This is a genomic window from Duganella radicis (assembly GCF_009720825.1).
In the GTDB taxonomy this organism is placed as follows: Bacteria; Pseudomonadota; Gammaproteobacteria; order Burkholderiales; family Burkholderiaceae_D; genus Rugamonas; species Rugamonas radicis.
The window spans coordinates 297,287-314,387 of the sequence record NZ_WNKY01000002.1; the positions used below are offsets into that span (position 1 = coordinate 297,287).

General features: G+C 63.8%; 18 protein-coding genes. 5 read left to right on the forward strand and 13 right to left on the reverse strand.

Annotated features, from left to right (window positions below):
* Positions 1-27 precede the first annotated feature (27 nt).
* Both GM676_RS04465 and GM676_RS04470 read left to right on the forward strand, forming a co-directional pair.
* On the forward strand, positions 28-483 hold the full coding sequence (locus tag GM676_RS04465; protein WP_155462183.1) for a cache domain-containing protein: 456 nt from the start codon (positions 28-30) through the stop codon (positions 481-483).
* A 17-nt stretch (positions 484-500) separates the two neighbouring features.
* Positions 501-950, forward strand: a complete 450-nt coding sequence (locus GM676_RS04470; RefSeq protein ID WP_155462184.1) for a cache domain-containing protein — start codon at positions 501-503, stop codon at positions 948-950.
* A 35-nt stretch (positions 951-985) separates the two neighbouring features.
* Here the strand turns inward: GM676_RS04470 and GM676_RS04475 are convergent, their stop codons facing one another.
* The 7 genes from GM676_RS04475 to GM676_RS04505 form a co-directional block, all read right to left on the reverse strand.
* Positions 986-1,687 (reverse strand): ABC transporter ATP-binding protein, encoded by a 702-nt coding sequence (locus GM676_RS04475; RefSeq protein WP_155462185.1) that lies wholly within the window; start codon positions 1,685-1,687, stop codon positions 986-988.
* Positions 1,680-2,438, reverse strand: a complete 759-nt coding sequence (locus tag GM676_RS04480; protein ID WP_155462186.1) for an ABC transporter ATP-binding protein — start codon at positions 2,436-2,438, stop codon at positions 1,680-1,682. The genes GM676_RS04475 and GM676_RS04480 overlap by 8 nt, the downstream gene beginning before the upstream one ends.
* Positions 2,435-3,466 carry a branched-chain amino acid ABC transporter permease gene (locus GM676_RS04485; RefSeq protein ID WP_155462187.1) on the reverse strand — a complete coding sequence of 344 codons (1,032 nt, stop codon included), beginning with the start codon at positions 3,464-3,466 and terminating at the stop codon, positions 2,435-2,437. The genes GM676_RS04480 and GM676_RS04485 overlap by 4 nt, the downstream gene beginning before the upstream one ends.
* A complete protein-coding gene (locus GM676_RS04490; RefSeq protein WP_155462188.1) occupies positions 3,463-4,329 on the reverse strand; it encodes a branched-chain amino acid ABC transporter permease in 867 nt (288 codons plus the stop codon). The genes GM676_RS04485 and GM676_RS04490 overlap by 4 nt, the downstream gene beginning before the upstream one ends.
* Before the next feature lie 61 nt (positions 4,330-4,390).
* The gene (gene pcaF, locus GM676_RS04495; protein WP_155462189.1) at positions 4,391-5,593 is read right to left on the reverse strand and encodes a 3-oxoadipyl-CoA thiolase; all 1,203 of its coding nucleotides are present in this window, start codon (positions 5,591-5,593) and stop codon (positions 4,391-4,393) included.
* Positions 5,594-5,598: 5 nt separating this feature from the next.
* Positions 5,599-6,243, reverse strand: coding sequence for a CoA transferase subunit B (locus GM676_RS04500; RefSeq protein ID WP_155462190.1), 645 nt, complete (start codon positions 6,241-6,243; stop codon positions 5,599-5,601).
* On the reverse strand, positions 6,240-6,905 hold the full coding sequence (locus GM676_RS04505; protein WP_155462191.1) for a 3-oxoacid CoA-transferase subunit A: 666 nt from the start codon (positions 6,903-6,905) through the stop codon (positions 6,240-6,242). Before GM676_RS04505 ends, GM676_RS04500 begins: the two co-directional genes overlap by 4 nt.
* A 133-nt stretch (positions 6,906-7,038) precedes the next feature.
* Between GM676_RS04505 and GM676_RS04510 the strand changes: the two genes are divergently transcribed.
* Positions 7,039-7,866, forward strand: a complete 828-nt coding sequence (locus GM676_RS04510) for an IclR family transcriptional regulator domain-containing protein (RefSeq protein WP_155462192.1) — start codon at positions 7,039-7,041, stop codon at positions 7,864-7,866.
* Between the two features lie 67 nt (positions 7,867-7,933).
* On the opposite strand, the gene GM676_RS04515 is transcribed toward GM676_RS04510, so the two are convergent.
* Positions 7,934-9,025, reverse strand: a complete 1,092-nt coding sequence (locus GM676_RS04515; protein ID WP_155462193.1) for a porin — start codon at positions 9,023-9,025, stop codon at positions 7,934-7,936.
* A gap of 130 nt (positions 9,026-9,155) precedes the next feature.
* Here GM676_RS04515 and GM676_RS04520 point away from each other — a divergent pair, with 130 nt between their 5' ends.
* The gene (locus tag GM676_RS04520) at positions 9,156-10,331 is read left to right on the forward strand and encodes an ABC transporter substrate-binding protein (protein ID WP_155462194.1); all 1,176 of its coding nucleotides are present in this window, start codon (positions 9,156-9,158) and stop codon (positions 10,329-10,331) included.
* A 62-nt stretch (positions 10,332-10,393) separates the two neighbouring features.
* A complete protein-coding gene (locus tag GM676_RS04525) occupies positions 10,394-10,600 on the forward strand; it encodes a hypothetical protein (protein WP_155462195.1) in 207 nt (68 codons plus the stop codon).
* Here the strand turns inward: GM676_RS04525 and GM676_RS04530 are convergent.
* The 5 genes from GM676_RS04530 to GM676_RS04550 form a co-directional block, all read right to left on the reverse strand.
* Positions 10,597-11,340 carry a Crp/Fnr family transcriptional regulator gene (locus tag GM676_RS04530; protein ID WP_155462196.1) on the reverse strand — a complete coding sequence of 248 codons (744 nt, stop codon included), beginning with the start codon at positions 11,338-11,340 and terminating at the stop codon, positions 10,597-10,599. The two genes, GM676_RS04525 and GM676_RS04530, sit on opposite strands and share 4 nt — an antisense overlap.
* 139 nt (positions 11,341-11,479) lie before the next feature.
* The gene (locus GM676_RS04535; protein ID WP_155462197.1) at positions 11,480-11,725 is read right to left on the reverse strand and encodes a hypothetical protein; all 246 of its coding nucleotides are present in this window, start codon (positions 11,723-11,725) and stop codon (positions 11,480-11,482) included.
* 90 nt (positions 11,726-11,815) lie between these two features.
* Positions 11,816-12,712 (reverse strand): alpha/beta hydrolase, encoded by an 897-nt coding sequence (locus GM676_RS04540; RefSeq protein WP_155462198.1) that lies wholly within the window; start codon positions 12,710-12,712, stop codon positions 11,816-11,818.
* A complete protein-coding gene (locus GM676_RS04545; RefSeq protein WP_155462199.1) occupies positions 12,702-15,728 on the reverse strand; it encodes a glycosyl hydrolase family 28-related protein in 3,027 nt (1,008 codons plus the stop codon). The genes GM676_RS04540 and GM676_RS04545 overlap by 11 nt, the downstream gene beginning before the upstream one ends.
* 4 nt (positions 15,729-15,732) lie before the next feature.
* Positions 15,733-17,100 (reverse strand): GntT/GntP/DsdX family permease, encoded by a 1,368-nt coding sequence (locus GM676_RS04550; protein ID WP_155462200.1) that lies wholly within the window; start codon positions 17,098-17,100, stop codon positions 15,733-15,735.
* Position 17,101 lies beyond the last annotated feature (1 nt).

Sequence of the window (17,101 nt, forward strand, 5' to 3'; positions counted from 1 at the left end):
GCCCGCTATAAAAATACAGGAGACAAAATGAAATTGACTCAGTTAGCCGCTGTCGCCATGCTGGCGGCCATGCCTACCGTTTATGCCCAGGAAGCCGAGCGTGCCGCAGCCGTCGCGCTGGCCGACAAGGCGGTAGCCAATATCCAGAAAAAAGGTGTGGAAGAAGCCTGCAAGGATTTTGCAGATCCCAAGGGCAGCTATATCCAGGGCGAGGTGTACGTGGTCGTCCAGGACATGCAGTGCAAGATGGTCTGCCACGCAACCATCCCGCGCATGAACGGCAAGGACATGATTGAACTGAAGGACGCCAACGGCAAATACTTCACCAAGGAGATGCGCAACGTGGCGCAATCCGGCAAGCCTGGCTGGGTCGATTATGTATGGCCGAATCCAACCTCGAAAGTGCTGGAACCGAAATCCGCCTATGTGCGCAAGGTGGATGAGAAGTATATGGTCAGCGTCGGCATCTACACCAAAAAGTAAATCATCCGGGAGACATCATGAAATTCAGCCATTTGACCGCGGCTCTTATGCTGGCTGCCGCCCTGCCGGCATTCGCTCAGGATAAACAGGAAGCCATCGCGCTGGTCGACAAGGCCGTGGCCAACATCCAGAAGAAAGGCATCGATGAAGCATGCAAGGATTTCGCCGATCCGAAAGGCGGCTATATCCAGGGCGAGCTTTACGTGTTCGTGCACGACTCCAAGGCGGTGATGAAATGCCACGGCACCAATCCCAAGTTGAATAATAAAGAGATGATCGAACTACGCGACGCCAACGGCAAGTACTTCTCGAAAGAGATGCGCGATCTGGCCATGAGCGGCAAGACCGGCTGGGTGGACTATGTGTGGGTGAACCCGGTGAGCAAGGCGCTGGAGCCGAAGTCCTCTTACGTGAAGAAGGCTGACGACAAATACTTCGTCGGCGTCGGCATCTACACCAAGAAATAAAAAAAGGCGCGCTAACAAAGCGCGCCTTTTACTTTCTAGGCTACGGCGACCAGCTTGTCGAGCTTATCGCCGTCCGCCAGCAGGCTGGCGCTGTCCGAGTCGTGCACGATGCGGCCGCGATCCAACACGATGGCGCGCTGCGTCAGCGACAGCGCCAGGCGCGCATGCTGCTCCACCACGATCACCGACATGCCCTCTTCCTGCACCAGCTTGCGGATTGCCCGCACCAGCTCCTGCACGATGATGGGGGCCAGGCCTTCCATCGGCTCATCCAGCAACAGGATGCGCGGATTGGTCATCAACGCACGCGCGATCGCCACCATCTGCTGCTCGCCGCCGGACAACTGGTTGCCCATGTTGTTGCGGCGCTCGAACAGGCGCGGGAACATCTGGTAAATCTTTTGCAGATTCCACGGACCGGGACGCGCCACCACCGTCAAGTGCTCCTCCACCGTCAGCGACGGGAACATATGGCGCTCCTGCGGCACCCAGCCCAGGCCAGCGCGCGAACGCTTGTGGGTCGACACGCGCGAGATATCGCCGCCGGCCCAGCGTATGCTGCCCTTGTGCAGGCGCGTGAGACCCATCAACGTCACCAGCAGGCTGGTTTTGCCGACGCCGTTACGGCCCAGCAGCGCCAGCGAATCGCCTTCCTTCAGGGTGAACGACACATCTTCCAGCACGATCGATTCGCCATATCCGGCGGTGACCTTATCCAACACCAGCAATTCAGTCATGTTCCGACTCCCCCAGATAAACTTCCTTGACGCGCGGATCGACGGCGATTTCCGCCGGCGTGCCCTCGGTCAGCACTTTGCCGCCCACCAGCACCGTGATGCGGTCGGCGAAGCGGAACACGAGTCCCATATCGTGTTCGATGAACAGCACCGTCACATCGCGCGGCAACTGCGCCAGCACTTCAAACAGCTCCTTGCTCTCGGCCTGCGGAATGCCTGCCGCCGGTTCGTCCAGCAGCAGGATGCGCGGCTTGGTCGCCAGCGCCAGCGCGATCTCCACCAGCCGCTGCTTGCCGTAAGCCATGCTGCGCGTGATGCTGTTGGCCTGATCGCTCAGCTTCAAGGTGGCCAGCAGCTCCATCGCTTCCGAAATCACTTCCGGATGATTGGCCACCGTCTTCCACCACACATTCCGCAAACCGCGACGCTCGCTGATCGCCAGCGCCACCGACTCCAGCACCGTCATGCCGGCGAACAGGGTGTTGAGCTGGAAGGTGCGCGTCATGCCGCAGTGGACACGCTCATGCTGCGGCAGGTGCGTGATGTCCTCTCCGCCCAGATACACCTTGCCGCTGCTTGGGCTGAAGGCGCCGGTCAGCAAGTTGATGAAGGTGGTCTTGCCGGCGCCGTTAGGGCCGATCAGCGCGTGGCGCGCGCCCGGCTCGAAGGTCAGCGACACATCGCTGTTGGCGACGAAAGCGCCCCACTTCTTGCTCAGGCCTTCGGTACGTAAAGTGATGTCGCGGCTCATGGCTGCTCCTTGCGTTGAGGTTTCACCATGTGCAGCACGCGTTCCAGACCGCCCAGGATGCCGCCGCGTGCAAACAGCACGATCAGCACCAGCAGCAGGCCGATATAGAACTGCCAGTAGGTCGGGTTCAGGCCGGCGATGTAGTCCTGCGCCAGCATGAACACGGCCGCGCCAACCAGCGCGCCATACAGACGGCCGGTGCCGCCCAGTACCAGCATGATCACCAGTTCAGCGGAGCGCGGGAAGCCCAGCGAATCGAGGCCGACAAACTGCGTGGTCTGCGCCAGCAGAGCGCCAGCCAGGCCGGCAACCACTGCGCCCACCGTGAACACGGCCACCAGGCGGCGGTTCACGTTGACGCCCAGCGATGGCATGCGGCGCACGCCTTCGCGGATGCCGATCAGGCTCAGGCCAAATGGCGACTTGACCACCCGGCGCAGCACCGCGAACACGATGAACAGCACCACGAAGCTGTACCAGAAAGCGACGTTGCCGTTCAGGTCAAACTCGAAAGTGCCGAACAGCTTACCGACCATCATGCCGGACAGGCCGTCGACGCCGCCGGTGATGAAGGCGGCCTTGTTGGCCGCTTCAAACAGCATCAGGCCAATGCCCAGCGTGACCATCAAACGCGTCAGGTCCTGGCCGCGCACCACCAGGAAAGCGGTCAGCAGGCCAGCGATACCGGCCACCACGCCGCCGGCCAGCAGGCCGCTCAGCGGCTCGCCCCAGCCATGCACCGACAGCAGGCCGGCGGTGTAGGCGCCAAGCCCGAAAAAGGCGGCATGGCCCAGCGAGACGATGCCGGCGTAGCCGAGGATCAGATCCAGCGACACCGCGAACAGGCCGACGATCATGATCTGGCTGATCAGCACCAGATAGCCGGGGAAGGCAAAGTAGGCCGCGATCGGCAGCAGCCAGAAGACGATTTCCAGCGGCTGCCAACGATCGTTAGGCAGTTTGGGAGCGGGCAGGATGCGAGCAGCTTGGGACACAGGTTTGGTCTCCGTTTCAACAAAGGCGTTCATGCTTTCCTCCGCATCAGGCCAGCAGGGAACAGGATCAGCAGCACAACCATCAGTGCATAGATCACGAAGGCGCCGACTTCCGGCACGTAGTATTTACCGGCGACGTCGAACACGCCGAGAATGGCCGCCGCCAGCAGCGGGCCCTTGATGGTGCCGGCACCGCCCACCGCCACCACCAGCAGGAAGTAGACCATGTATTTGACCGGGAAGGTCGGGTCGAGGCCCAGCACGTCGATACCCAGGCCGCCACCCAGACCGGCCAGGCCGGAGCCCAGCGCGAAGGTCAGGCTGAACACCAGGCTGACATTGATGCCGAGGCCCGCGGCCGCGGTCTGATTGTCCACCGAAGCGCGGATCTGCGCGCCGAAGCGGGTACGCTCGATCAGCAGACCGAGAGCGATGGTCACGATCACCACCACGCCGATCAGGAACAGGCGGTACGAACCAACGTCAAGACCCAGCAGCGACACCTGGCCGCGCAGCCAGTCCGGCAGCACCACCGGCTGTTGCGTCGGGCCGTAGAAGTAAGTGGCGCCGGCCACCGCCATGAAGGTCAGGCCGATCGAAAACAGCACCTGATCCAGATGGCTGGCTTTGTACAGGCGGCGATACAGCAGCCGCTCCAGCACCAGCCCCACCACCGCCGAGGCGATGAAGGCCAGCGGCAGCGACGCCAGGAACGGCACCCCAAAGCGCGACAGCAACGACACGCTGACGTAACCGCCCAGCATCGCGAACGCGCCGTGGGCCAGGTTAATAAAGTTCATCATGCCCATCGTGACCGACAGGCCGACACTGATCAGGAACAGCAGACTGCCGTAGGCGATGCCGTCGAACAGCACACCGGCGAAATTGGCTAGCATGTCTGCCTCCCGTTTTGATTTTGCATTTTCATTTTGTCTCCACTACTTCCTGCAACTAAAACTACACTTTTTCGATAATCATCGCAATGCCCTGTCCCACGCCGATGCACATGGTGCACAGCGCATAACGGCCGCCGGTGCGGTGCAGCTGGTAGGTCGCGGTGGTGACCAGGCGCGCGCCGCTCATGCCCAGCGGGTGACCCAGCGCGATCGCGCCGCCGTTCGGGTTGACGCGCTGGTCGTCATCCTTCAGGCCCAGTTCGCGCAGCACGGCCAGGCCTTGCGCCGCGAAGGCTTCGTTCAATTCGATGACGTCCATCTGATCCAGCGTCAGGCCGGTCTGGCGCAACAGCTTTTGCACTGCCGGCACCGGGCCGATGCCCATCACGCGCGGCGCCACGCCGGCGGTGGCCATGCCGACGATGCGCGCCAGCGGTTTCAGGCCGTGCTGCCTGGCCGCCTCGCCGCTGGCGACCAGCACCGCGCAAGCGCCGTCGTTGATGCCCGAGGCATTGCCGGCGGTGACCGTGCCATCGGCGCGTACCACGCCTTTCAGCTTGGCCAGCGCTTCGGTGGTGGTGGCGCGCGGATGCTCGTCCTGCGCGAACACCACAGGATCGCCCTTCTTGACCGGCAGCGTTACCGGCACGATCTCCTGCTTGAACACACCGGCCTCGATGGCGGCGGCGGTCTTCTGCTGGCTGGCCAGCGCGAACGCGTCCTGGTCGGCGCGGCTGACGCCGTAATCGGCGGCGACGTTTTCGGCCGTTTCCGGCATGGTCTCGGTGCCGTAGACTTCCTTCAGCGCCTTGTTGACGAAGCGCCAGCCCATGGTGGTGTCTTCGATCCTGGCGCTGCGCGAGAAGGCGCTATCGGCCTTGCCCATGACGTAGGGTGCGCGCGTCATCGATTCCACGCCGCCGGCGATAATCAGGCTGGCGTCGCCGGCCTGGATCGCGCGCGCGGCGGTGCCGATGGCGTCCATGCCAGAGCCGCACAGGCGGTTGATGGTGGTGCCCGGAACCTCCTGCGGCAGACCGGCCAGCAGCAGCGACATGCGCGCCACATTGCGGTTGTCTTCACCCGACTGGTTGGCGCAGCCGTAGAACACGTCGTCCACCTGATCCCACTGCACGCCGGGATTGCGCTCCTTCAGCGCGCGCAGCGGAATCGCGCCCAGATCGTCGGCGCGCACGTCTTTCAGCGAACCGCCGTAGCGGCCGATGGGGGTGCGGATGGCATCGCAGATAAATGCTTCGGTCATGTTACTTATCCTTTCAACAGCGGCGCGCCGGTAGCGGCCTGCAATTCTTCAAACGTCAGGCCAGGCGCCATTTCAAGCACGCGCAGGCCGTCTTTGGTGACGTCCAGTACCGCCATGTCGGTGTAGATGCGGTTGACGCACGCCACGCCGGTCAGCGGATAGCTGCATTCAGCGACGATCTTACTCTCACCGGTCTTGGTCTGGTGTTCCATCATGACGAACACCTGCTTAGCGCCCAGCGCCAGGTCCATGGCCCCGCCCACGGCTGGAATCGCATCCGGTGCGCCGGTGTGCCAGTTGGCCAGGTCGCCCTTGGCCGACACCTGGAAAGCGCCCAGCACGCAGACGTCGAGGTGGCCGCCGCGCATCATGGCGAAGGAATCGGCGTGGTGGAAGAAGGCGCCGCCGGTCAACAGCGTCACCGGTTGCTTGCCGGCGTTGATCAGGTCTTCGTCTTCCTCGCCTTCGGCCGGCGCGGGGCCCATGCCCAGCAAGCCGTTCTCCGAATGCAGGAACACTTCGCGGTCGGTCGGCAGATAGTTGGCGACCTTGGTCGGCAGGCCGATGCCGAGGTTAACGTAAGCGCCTTCCTGAATGTCTTGCGCGACGCGGGCTGCCATCTGGTCGCGGGTATAACGATGAGTGCTCATGCCGATTCCTTCACCACGCGTTGTACGAAAATGCCCGGCGTGACGATCACTTCCGGGTCCAGTTCGCCCAGCGCCACCACATCCTGCACCTGGGCGATGGTGACCTTGGCGGCCATGGCCATGATGGGGCCGAAGTTGCGCGCGGTCTTGCGGTAGACCAGATTGCCCCAGCGGTCGCCTTTCAGCGCCTTGATCAGCGCGAAGTCGGCGTGGATCGGCGACTCCAGCACATATTGGCGGCCGTTGATCAGGCGCGTCTCCTTGCCCTCGGCCAGCAGCGTGCCGTAGCCGGTCGGCGTGAAGAAGCCGCCGATGCCGGCGCCGGCGGCGCGGATGCGCTCCGCCAGGTTGCCTTGCGGCGTCAGTTCCAGTTCGATTTCGCCGGCGCGGTACAGGGCATCGAAATGATGCGAGTCGGTCTGGCGCGGGAAGGAGCAAATGATCTTGCGCACGCGCTTGGCCTTGAGCAGCGCGGCCAGGCCGGTTTCGCCGTTGCCGGCGTTGTTGTTGACGATGGTGAGTTCCTTCGCGCCCTGCGCGATCAGGGCGTCGATCAACGCCGACGGCATGCCGGCATTGCCGAAGCCGCCGATCATGACGGTGGCGCCGTCATGGATGTCGGCGACCGCCCGCTCCAGTGATTCAAAAGTTTTATCGATCATATCTGCTTTCCAGTGCATGTTGTGCGATAATCGAACTAATGATTGATTACCGCACACCCAGTGTAGAACTTGCGTCAGCCCCGGTCAAGAAAAAAACGCCTATTGAAACCAATGACTGCATTAAAATCACGCCATGTCTAAAGCCACCCCTGTTATCGACGCGGATGACGACCGCGAACCGACCATCGCCGAGCAGATCGATGCGATGACCGATCCCAGTTTCATGACCTCGCTGGCGCGCGGCCTGGCCGTGCTGCGCGCGTTCAGCGACGCGCGCAAGCCGCAGACCATCGCCAGCATCAGCCAGAAGACCGGCATCCCGCGCGCCGCCGTGCGCCGCTGCCTGCACACCTTGCGCGAACTGGGCTACGTCGACGCGGAGCTGAACAATTTCTCGCTGCGGCCCAAGGTGCTGACGCTGGGCTACTCCTATCTGTCGTCGACGCCGCTGACGGTGTCGGCCCAGCCCTACCTGAACAACATCAGCCGCGCGCTCAATGAATCGAGTTCGCTGGCGGTGCTGGAGGATGGCGAAGTGCTGTACGTGGCGCGGGCGGCGACGTCGCGCGTGATGTCGGTGGCGCTGAACACCGGCAGCCGCCTGCCGGCCTACTGCACCTCGCTGGGCCGGGTGATGCTGGCGTATCTGCCGCCGGATCAGCTGGATGCGTATCTGGAGCACACGCGCTTGCGGCCGATGACGGTCAACACCGTGGTCAACCCCAAGCGCCTGCGCGAAGTGCTGGCCCAGGTGCGCCGCGACGGTTACGCCATCAACGATGAGGAACTGGAACTGGGACTGCGTTCGATCGCCGTGCCGGTGCGCGGCGCCTCCGGCACGGTGCTGGCGGCGCTGAACGTGGGCGCGCAAGCGGCCCGCGTCAGCGTGGAGCAGTTGCAGCACGAGTTCCTGCCCGTGCTGCAACGCGGCGCGCAGGAACTGGCGGTGTTGCTGCCGTAAACGCCATTCCGGCGCAGGCCGGAATCCAATTAAATTGGGTCCCGGCCTGCGCCGGGACGACGCCGCTTTAGAAGGTGTGGCGGATGCCGGCCATCACGCCGTTCTGCGACTTGCCGGCGCCCACGGTGCCGCCGGCATCCAGCGCCACCGCCGACAGGCCCGAGTTCTTCATGCGGCCCACACCACCATACACGGCGGTACGTTTCGAGAAGTAGTAGGTCGCACGCGCCACCAGCATGGTGGCGTCGTCGCCGCTGTTCTTCACATCCTTGCGCGCCCACTGCGCATCGATGGTGGTGAACGGCGTCACCGGATAGCTCACCCCCAGGAAGTACAGGTCGGACTCGGTCAGACCGGTCGCCGCGCGCGTGGTGCGGTCGACCACGCCACCGGCCACCTTGCCCTCGCCTACCTTGACATACGCATTGGCGGTCACGCGCTTGTCGCTGTTGTTGCTGCTGGTCAGACCCGCGGCCGCGCCGGTGTTACCGTACAAGATGTCGTACGAAGCATTCACGCCGAACGCCGGGGTTTCGTAACCAAACAGGCCAGTCACCTGGCGGCAAGCCTTGGCATTGCCCGGCACCTCGCCGGCGCAACCGGTGGCGGCAGGGCCGCCGGCGCTGGAAGCGTCACGGCCGGTGCTGTAGGTGGCGCCGATCACGAAGTTGTTGAAGTTGCCCAGGTAGCCGATGGCGTTGTCGCTGCGCGCATTCGGCAGGTAGGAGTCGATGCTGCCGATCGCGAACAGGTTCGGGCCCATCACGTCCGATTTCAGCATCGCGATGTAAGTCATATTGATCTGGCGGCCGATGTTCACCGTACCGAAGTTGCCCTTCAGGCCGACCGTGGCCTGACGGCCGAACAGGCGATTGCCCTGCCCCATGGTGCCGGTGTCGACCGCCAGGCCGGCTTCCAGCGTGAAGATGACCGACAGGCCGCCGCCCAGGTCTTCCGTGCCACGGAAGCCGATACGCGAAGGGAAGGAACCAGTCAGCGACGGCATGCGGGTCACGCTGTCGCCGGCGGCGTTGACATTGGTGACGCGCTCGATGCCGCTATCCAGCAGGCCGTACACGGTCACATTCGATTGAGCCATGGCGGCCGAAGCGCCCAGAGTGCAGAACAGCGCCACCGCGCCACGAATCGTGTTTTTCATACCTAGTCTCCTGTTGTTTTAATGATGTGCGATTATCGAACAATGGGTTGTTAATCGCACATAGATTGGATACTATGATTCGCACGGTGTATTGTCAATCATCGGACACAGAACAACACGGGAGACAGGCATGAACATGAAAAAAGTAGTGAAAATAGCGACACTTGCAGCATTCACCCTGGCCGCCGTGCCGGCCGCGTGGGCGCAAGACACGATCAAGATTGGCGTGATAGCCGCCTTCTCCGGACCTTTCGCTGACTATGGCAAACAAATGGAAGGCGGCATCAAGGCCTATATGTCGCAATATGGGGACAGCGTGGCCGGCAAGAAGATCCAGATCATCATCAAAGACACCACCGGCCCGGCGCCGGAAGTGGCCAAGCGCCTGGCGCAGGAACTGGTGGTGCGCGACAAGGTGGACTTCCTGGCCGGCTTCGGCCTGACGCCGGAAGCGCTGGCCGTGGCGCCGATCGCCGAACAGGCCAAAAAGCCGATGATCGTCATGAACGCCGCCACCTCGGCCGTCACCACCAAGTCCAACTACATCGCCCGCTTCTCGATGACGCTGCCGCAAATCTCGGCGCCGATGGCCACCTGGGCGGTGAAGAACAAGATCAGGAAAGTGGTGACCCTGGTGGCCGACTACGGCCCGGGCATCGATGCCGAAGCGGCTTTCAAGGCGGAGCTGGTCAAGGGCGGCGGCACCGTCACGGAAGCCATCCGCGTCCCGCTGCGCAATCCGGAGTTCGCGCCCTTCATCCAGCGCATCAAGGACGCCAAGCCCGACGCGGTGTTCGTGTTCGTGCCGGCCGGCGAGCAAAGCGTGGCCTTCATGAAGGGCTACCGCGAGCGCGGCCTGGCCGAGGCCGGCATCAAGGTGATCGCCACCGGCGACCTGACCGACGACCACGTCCTGCCCGCCATGGGCGATGCCACGCTGGGCGTGATCACCACCTTCCACTACTCGGCGGCGCACAAATCGCCCGAGAACGCGGCCTTCCTGAAAGCCTTCGCCGCCACCAATCCGGACGGCGGCCGGCCCAACTTCATGGCCGTGGGCGCCTATGACGGCATGGCCGCCATCTATGAGGTGGCGCGCAAGCTGAACGGCAAGATCGAGGGCGACAAGGCGATGGAGATCCTCAAGAACATCAAGCTGAACAGCCCTCGCGGCCCGATCGCCATCGATCCGGCCACCCGCGACATCGTGCAGACGGTATATGTGCGCAAGGTGGAAAAGGTCGGCAACGAGGTCTACAACGTCGAGTTCGACCAGTTCGCCAATCAAAAGGACCCAGGTAAATAAAGGCTTCCCGTAGGTGAGGCAGCGTACAGCCGCAGCAACGTGCGGCGTTCAGAATCACCTGCATGGATACGCAAACCTCACATCGCCCGCGCCGCAAATTCCACCCCGCCGCCTATGCCATGCATCGGCAAATGCTGGCGGTGCGGCGCACGATGGCGGCAGCTACGGTGGAAGAATCGCAGGCGGCGGCACGCTGGGCGCAGGCCTGGTATCAGCTGGTGCAGCGCAAGCTGGATCAGCTCCAGCAAGCGCCCAGGTATTTACATTAAGACGGGGAATAGCAACCGCCGGCGCGGCGTTCCATGCCGTGGCGGTCGAGGATGACGACGGTGCCGCGGCGGTATTCGATCAGGCCCTCTTCCTGCAACTTGCCGGCGCAGCAGGTGATCGATTCGCGCCGCACGCCCAGCATGTTGGCGATCATCTCCTGCGTCACTTTCAACTCATTCGACAGCGAACGGTCCAGCCGTTCCAGCAGCCAGCGGCACAGGCGCTGCTCGATGCTGCCGTGGCGCACGCCGGCCACGGTCTGGGCCAGTTGGGCGAACAGCGCGCTGGTATGCCGCATCAACTGCTGGGCCAGCGCACCGCCGCCAAAGAAGGCCTGGCGCAGCACGGCGGACTTGATGCGGTAGCCGTAGCCGGCGGTCTGGACCACGGCGCAGCAGTTGGCGCGCTCGTTCTCGTACATCGACACGCCGACCACACCCTCGCGCCCGACCACCGCCACCTCGGCGGCGCCGCCATCCTCGGAGACGTACTGCAAAGAAACGATTGCGTTGGTGGGGAAGTAGGCGAACTCCATCAGGTCACCGGTGTCGAACAGGCGTTTGCCCGCTTCCAGCGGCACCAGGTCCAGGTGCACGAACAAATCCAGCAATTCTTCGCGCGACAGGGCGCGCAGCAATTCATTCTGTTGGGCGCCGGTCAGGCTGATGGCGGGCGCAGGGGCTTGCTGCATCGCGCGTGGGATGCTGGCGGAAACGGAAGTCTGTTTAGCTGCGTACATATCGTGCCTCATCTTTGTGGGTCTCGGATGAAGAGCACTATATCGCCGCTATGTTGCGCTGATTATAGGAGCACGTAGAGGTCTTATGTAGGTTGGGAACATAAAGGCGTGTCAGCCGGTTCCTACGCCTGAGCTTTCCTTACGGCATGAATTTATTGAGGCGCGAGCCTTCTTCGAGCAGACGTTCGTCGCGCGAACGCAGGCGGCCGGGGTTGCGCCGATGTTCCGGTTCGGAAATAACGCGCTTGATGACGCTTTCCGCCACCCCGCGATGACTCAGGTATTCGGCCGCGCTCTCGGGGCCGACACGGTCGGCCCGCTCGATGCCGGCCTCCACCACCTCGGACGATTGATGATCCGGGCGGAAAGTTTGCGTGGTAGACATTACTGCCTCCTGAATGGAACACAATCCAATTCTGGAATTCTACCGCAGCGGCCGCCGTGCGGTAACACACCGAGTGGCGGCGCCGCAACTCTACTGTGGAGAAGGCACGCCTTGCGGGGGCTGGCCGTTGCGCGGAATCAGCCAGCCGCTGTCGCTCAGCCAGTCGTGCAGGCGGTCCGGCCAGTGCGCGTCGGACAGGCGCTCGGAGCGCTGGCCCATGTTGAAGGCGTGGTCGGTGTCGGCGTACAGGTGCAGCTCAGCCGAGACGTTGGACGCGATCAGCTGCTGGTACAGCGTGAGCGCGGGCGGCATGCAGCACTTGTCGCTGGAGCCGGCCACGATGAAGGCTGGCGGCGCGGTTTGCGCGGCTTTCGCCGGCGAGCCCAGCGGGCCTGGATACACCAGAATCTGGAAGTCCGGCCGCGCGCTCAGCTTGTCGACAGCGTCCTGTCTGGCCGGCAGCGGCGGTTCGGGATTATCCGCCACCAGCGACACCAGTTCGCCGCCAGCCGAGAAGCCCATGATGCCGACGCGCTGCGGATCGACGTTGTACTCGGCCGCATGCGCCCGCACCCAGCGCACGGCGCGCCGCAGGTCGGCCGCCGCATCGTTTTCGATGGAGTAGCTGGAACCGGCGTCGCGCGCCAGGCGGTATTTCAGCACGAAGGCGGTGACGCCGGCGCGGTTGAGCGATTTGGCCGCCACCATGCCCTCGTTCTGGAACACCAGCATGCGGTGGCCGCCACCCGGCGCGATGATCACGGCCGCGCCGTTGGCGTGGCGCGGATGGGCGCGCACCACGGTCAGCGACGGTGCGTGCACGTTGCTGACGTAGCTGTTGTCGACCTTTTCCGCTTCGTCGCGGCGCTGCTCGGCGCCGGGGGCGCCGTCGGGCCACAGGCGGATGGCCGGTGGCGTCTGCGCGGCCTGCTGCGCGCCGGCTTGCGCGCACAGCGCCATCAGCAGACAAGCGAGTTTATTGCGCATTGAAGCCTCCCGCCGCGTACAGCGAATGATGAGTGAGGATGAACAGCGTGCGCTTGTCGGCGCCGCCGAAGATCAGTTGCAGCGGACGTTCCGGCACGTCGATACGGCCGATCTCCTTGCCGTCCGGCGCGTAGACGAACACCTGGCCATTGGCCACATAGACATTGCCCTTGCCATCCACCGCCGCGCTTTCGCCGCCGCGATTGGCCGCCAGCTTGAGGTCCGTGATGGCGCCGCCCGCGCCGATCACGCCGCTGAAGGTGCGGTTCTCGGAGCCGTTGGTGAACACCACGCGGCCGTTGGCGCCGGCCGAGACCAGGCCGTGGGTATCCAGCGTGTCGGAGAAGCGGTAGCCCAGGTGGTCGTTGGGGCCTTGTTTGAACACGCGGTAAGCCGGCAGCACCAGCGAGCCGTCCGGCGACACGTATTCACGCTTCTTCGGCAGGGCCACGTCGCGGGCGAACATCTCGGCCAGCGTGGTGAACTCGTAGGTGTCGAAGTTGAGCTGGTCACGGAACTCGCCGTTCTGCCAGAAGTTGACCGGCACCACCACGCGCGCATTGGCGTTGGCCTTGGCCGGTGTCGGCTTGATGATGGTGATCGGGCCGGCCGCTTGGGCAGGATCGAACGAATACACCGTGCCCTCAGGACCGGACGAGGAGACCACCAGAATCGATCCGCTGTTATCGATGGCCAGATTGACCGGATCGAGCGGTGCATCGCGCACCACCGCCAGCCCGCCCTCTTTCGACCAGCTGTAGATGCGGTTGAAGCGGCGGTCGACAAAATACAGCTTGCCGTTACGGTCCACCGCCGCGCCGGCAATGGAGTAGAAATCGCCTTCCAACTTCTCGACCTGTGGGTAGGCCGCGCGTACCGCGCTGGCTGGCGTGGCCGGGCCGATGTCCAGCACCGCGAATTCATGCTCGCGCACCTCCTGCTTGTGCGTCAGGTCTTGCAGCGTGTTTTCGAACGGGTACTTGCTGGCGCGCAGATAAGTATCGCAGCCGTTTTCATCGCAAGTGGCATAGCCGCTTTCCGCATTGACGTGCACATTGCGGAAGCGGATATCGCCCGAGTTGGTCATCTTCACCGCCGACACGGCCGGCTTGATCGAGCGCGTGACGCGGTAGGCGTGGTAGTTGGCAAACGTGATGTTGCGCGAGTTGCGAATCTCCAGCGACACCGCATCCATGCCGTCACGCACCTCCTGCTCGGTTTGCGGCGCCAGGAACTCCCAGTTCTCCACATTATCCAGCACGATCTCGGCGCGGATGTGGTGCTCGGCCGACAGTTCGTAGACCTTGCCCGGCGTTTTGGTATTGGAGACATAGAACCCCGCCTGCGCAAACGTGCTAGGCGACCAGCAAGCGACAAAGGTGCCGCCACCGCCATCCGTCACCCAGATGCTGGGATACTGGCGGTCCCAATGTGCGGTGGGGTCAAAGTTGGCGGACTTCTGATAAGGATCGCGGCGCTTGCCGTCATACAGGCGCGTACCGTGACCACCCTGGATGCGGATATCGTCCACCAGCGACTCGGCGCCAGCCTTCCACAACAGCGCCGTCGCACGCGGATTGACCTCGCCGGTGGCCAGGCCAAAGCCGGTGACGATGGCGTCGTCGCCCTTGGCGCTTTCCAGCAGCGCTTTCGGACCATCCGTGCCGGCGTAAGCGGCGGCGCCGTTCGGCAGCACCAGCTGCGTCACGCCGGGGTGCAAGCCAATCAGCACCGTATCCGGTTTCAGGCGAATGGTGTCCTGCACCATGTAGAAGCCTTGCGGCAAATAGACCACGCGGCTGCTGTCGATGGCCTTCTGCACCGCCGCCGTATCGTCGGTCACGCCATCGCCGGCGGCGCCAAAGTCGCGCACACTGGCCCACTGTTTGGTGGCCGGCAGCGCGCGCATCACGGGCGTGCGTTGCGCCGGCAGGGCTTTCAGCGCCGCGCCCTTCACATGGGTACCGAACTTGCCGACGCTGCCGACACCCGGCAGCATCAAACCATAATTGAATTCGCTGATCTGATAGGTCGGACCATAGCCCTGCACCGTCTTGCCGCTGTCGCGGAAGCGCGCGAACACCGGCGTGTTCTTGGCGACAGCGTTATCGAAGCCAACCTGCGTGTAGACATTGTCCTCGTTGCTGATGACGACAGCGGCCTTGGAGACGTTCTCGAAGCGCACGTCCTTGCCCCACAACCAGTCGCCATAGCCACGGCTGATCTCAATCCCCACCGGCGTGTTGCGGATGGTGGTGTTGACCAGCGTGAGACCGGCCTCGTGGCCGCGTATCGCCGCCTCGCGCTGGCCTTCGAAGGTGGTGTCCATCAGCGTGAACTGCCAGGCCGGCGAAGTCTTCTCGGTCAGGATGCCATAACGGCCGCCGTAGAATTTCAGATCGAAACTCTCGTTACCGACCATGTACACCCCCGCCAGGCCGGAACCGATGTGGAAGTCCAAGTGGCTCAGGTAGGAGTGCTGCGCCGTGCGCAGGCGCACCGCGGCGGCGGCCGGGTTGCCGTCGCCGATCTCAAAGTCCACATTGCTCATCGCCGAATAAAAGGTCGACGAATTCGCATCCCGCACATTCTCGTTGTATGGCACCGCGCTCTTGACCGGCACCGGCACCTTGCCTACCGTGTACTGATCGCCGCCAGTGAATACCACCATGTTGGCCACGCCCTTCTGGAAGCCCGGCGTATTCGCGCCCAGCACCAGCACTGGCCGCGTCGGGCCGACGCCATACAGGCGCACCGCCAGCGGCACCAGCAGCGAACGGGTGATGCGGTAACGGCCGGACGGCAGGAACACCACGCCGCCCTCGCCTTTATTGGCGGCGGCGGTCAGCGCCTCCTGGATGGCGGCCGTATCGTCGGCGCGGCCATCGCCGACCGCTTTCACCTTGATGGCGCGCGGATCGTTGGGCATGGTCTGGTAGGCCGACACCGATGCGGCCTGCACCAACATGGGCGCGGCAAAGGCTGCCGCAACCAGCATAGTCAAAATTGGTTTCATCTGTTTATCCCAAGAAGGCAGAAAGAATCAATACGAAAATAAGTCCGAACACACCGACCAGCGTTTCCATCAGCGTCCACGAACGGAAGGTATCTTTCAGCGACAGCCCGAAGTACTCCTTGAACATCCAGAAGCCGGAGTCGTTCACATGGCTGCACATCAAACTGCCGGCGCCTATCGCCAGCACCATCAGGCTGGGGTCGATGCCCGAGCCCTGCACCACCGGCGCCACAATGCCGGCCGCCGTCAGCCCGGCCACGGTGGCGGAGCCAAGGCAGATGCGGATCAGCGTCGCCACGATCCAGCCCAGCACCAGCGGCGGCACCGGCAAGGCGCCCAGCTGCGTGCCCAATTGCGCGCTGACGCCGGAATCCACCAGCACCTGCTTTAACGCGCCCGCCCCCGCGATCACCAGCAGGATGGGCGCGATGTCGCGCAGGGCGTCCTGTGCGCCGGCCATCAGCACCGGCAGCTTCTGGCCGCGCGCCACGCCCAGCGTGAACACCGCCACCAGCAAGGCAAGCAGCATCACGATCATGGGATTGGCCAGGAAAGCCACCAGCGACTTCAACGCCGGATCGGCGATCGGCAGCATACTGGCGCCGGTGGCGGCGGCCAGCAGCCATACCGGCAACAGCGCGGTCGCAAAACTATTGAAGACGCCCGGCAGCTCCGACTCGTCGCGCAGGCCGGCGCGGAACATGGGCGCTGGTGCGGCTTCGATGCGCTTGAGCGTCATGGCGAATACCGGGCCGGCGATGATCAGCGTAGGCACCGCGACGATCAGACCGTAGAACAGCGTGCGGCCCATATCGGCGTGGAACTGCGCAACCAGTGCGGTGGGCGACGGATGCGGCGGCAGAAAGCCGTGCGCGATCGACAGCCCGGCCAGCAGCGGGATCGCCAGCGCCACCGCCGGCCGGCCGCTCTGGTACACCAGCGAGAACACCAGCGGCACCAGCAGCACGAAGCCGACGTTGTAGTAGAGCGGAATGCCGGCCACGAAGCCGGTCAGCGTCAGGGCCACCGGCATGCGTGCGGAACCGAACACGCCGATCAGGTAACTGGCGATGCGCTGCGCCGCGCCGCTGTCGGCAATCAGCTTGCCGAACACCGCGCCCAGGCAGACAATCACAATCAGCGATCCAAGCAGGTCGCCTATGCCCTTGTCGATCGACTTGGGGATATTCTCAAGCGGTACGCCCAGCAGCAGCGCCGCGATCAGCGCCGCCGCCACGAATGCCAGCAGCGGCTGCACCTTGGCCCATGCGATCAGCAGCGTGAGCGAACCGACCGCCAATGCCACGGCGATCAGTGCCCACGCCGCCGGCGTCACTCCGAAGAGCGCCGCCAACGGAGTGGTGATAGTCATC